Source organism: Pediococcus argentinicus, from assembly GCF_001437605.1.
GTDB lineage: Bacteria > Bacillota > Bacilli > Lactobacillales > Lactobacillaceae > Pediococcus > Pediococcus argentinicus.
In genome coordinates this window covers 1-1,799 of the sequence record NZ_JQCQ01000063.1, presented here as the reverse complement: position 1 = coordinate 1,799, position 1,799 = coordinate 1, and the positions used below count along the sequence as shown (strand labels likewise).

Genomic DNA, 1,799 nt, shown 5'->3' with positions numbered 1-1,799 from the left:
TCTCTTGACTTATTACCTTAGGTCTTTGTAGCACCATTGTAGCGAAATATTGATTATTTTTTAAATACTTTGCCCATGATTTTAATTAAATAATGAAAAGGTGTTGACAAATTAGTTAGGGGTCATTATTATATAAATTAATTTAGGTGACCTAATTAATTTTAAAAAAGAGGCAGTTATTATGAAATTAGTATTTAACGATCCAACATTTTCTTTTGAAACATTACGTACAATGGGCTATGCATCATATGGAGGATCTGATATTGGTGAAGTATTGGCAACAGCTAACAAAATTGAAGAAGGTAACTTTGAAAGCTGGTTTGAGAACTGGAATAAACTGGCAACTGAATTAGATAAACGAGCAAATAGTTTTGAAACTAACGGGGAAATCGTAAGCGCCAGCCAGAGTTATTTCAAAGCATCGAATTACTATCGAACCGCGGAATTTTTCTTACATGGCAGTCCTAATGATGAACGATTATTGAAAACATGGAGTGCGAGTCGTTCAACATTTCAAAAGGCATTGGAATTATCTGATCAGAATTACGAAATTGTTGATATTCCATTTGAAAATGGTAGTCTTCCAGCATACTTTTATACGGTTGATGATCAAGCTCGGCCAACAATGTTAGTGCATGGAGGATATGACTCAACTGGTGAAGAATTGTACTTCCAGGTAGTTAAAGATGCACTAGCTCGCGGCTATAATTGTTTAACATTTGAAGGACCAGGACAAGGCGGTGTTTTGAGAGAACAACATCAAGCTTTCAGGCAAGACTGGGAAAATGTAGTTAGTCCAGTTATCGATTATTTAGAAAAACGACCAGAAGTTTTGAATGATAAAATTATTTTAATGGGAATTAGTTTTGGTGGATTATTAGCAGCGCGTGCCGCAGCGTTTGACCATAGAATTGCGGCTTGTGTAACGGATGACGGTTTATTTTCATTTCAATTTTCAAAAGCATTCAGTGCTCATGGCGGGGAACAGTTGAATAATTTTGAAGTGATTGAAAATAAGTTGAAAGAATTGATGAGACAGAGTACTCAAGTTCGGTGGGTAATTGAAAATGGGCTCTACACGTTTGGTGCAAAGAGTATTGAAGAACTATTTCAGAAAACTGAGCAATATACTTTGGAAGGCTTTGCGGAACAGATTGAATGTCCGGTGTTAGTTTGTGAAGCCAGCAACGACCACTTCTTTAAAGGGCAACCTGAATTGCTCTATAGTCATTTGCAATCGAAGAAAACTTTGATGAAATTTGGTCCAGCAGAAGGAGCTGAAGAGCATTGTCATCTGGGTGCATTGAACTTTTATAATCAGAAAGCGTTTGAATGGATTGAAGGTTTGGATTAATAATTTAGAGTATTATGTCTTTTACTTATATGTCTTGAAATTGTAGACATGCTAAAACAGCATTGCTACTTGAACTTATATGGTTTTAATACTATTTTGTAAACATAATAGTATTGGGGGATAGGTAAATGTTTAAGATACAAAAGCTATTGAGCTTTTTGGAAAGAGTTAATTTAAAATCGAGTTCTGAACAGGGCTTAGTAGGTACAGCAGTAAAGGATTTAGAATCAGGTTCATATGAAGAGTCAGTATCTAGAAGCTTACAGGATGGATTAGAGAAACTAGCGTTAAATAAACAAATTTCACAAGAGGGCATCGAACTATTAAGTAATTTGAAACGGAAAGAATATAGTTCTAATTATGGACTAGCTTCCATGACATGGTTTAACTAGTAGCCCTATTAGTGAAAAGAATATCAAAAAGAGGCTGGGAAATAACTAGCCTC

The 1,799-nt window shown here is 35.2% G+C and carries 2 protein-coding genes; both read left to right on the top strand.

The window, feature by feature from the left end:
* Positions 1-181 precede the first annotated feature (181 nt).
* Positions 182-1,354 (top strand): alpha/beta hydrolase family protein, encoded by a 1,173-nt coding sequence (locus tag IV88_RS08875; RefSeq protein WP_057800534.1) that lies wholly within the window; start codon positions 182-184, stop codon positions 1,352-1,354.
* A 128-nt stretch (positions 1,355-1,482) separates the two neighbouring features.
* Positions 1,483-1,746 carry a hypothetical protein gene (locus IV88_RS08870; protein ID WP_057800533.1) on the top strand — a complete coding sequence of 88 codons (264 nt, stop codon included), beginning with the start codon at positions 1,483-1,485 and terminating at the stop codon, positions 1,744-1,746.
* Positions 1,747-1,799: the final 53 nt, after the last annotated feature.

Excerpts from the sequence above, each read along its gene's own strand:
- IV88_RS08875 (WP_057800534.1), top strand. The coding sequence starts at position 182 with ATGAAATTAGTATTTAACGATCCAACATTTTCTTTTGAAACATTACGT.
- IV88_RS08870 (WP_057800533.1), top strand. The coding sequence starts at position 1,483 with ATGTTTAAGATACAAAAGCTATTGAGCTTTTTGGAAAGAGTTAATTTA.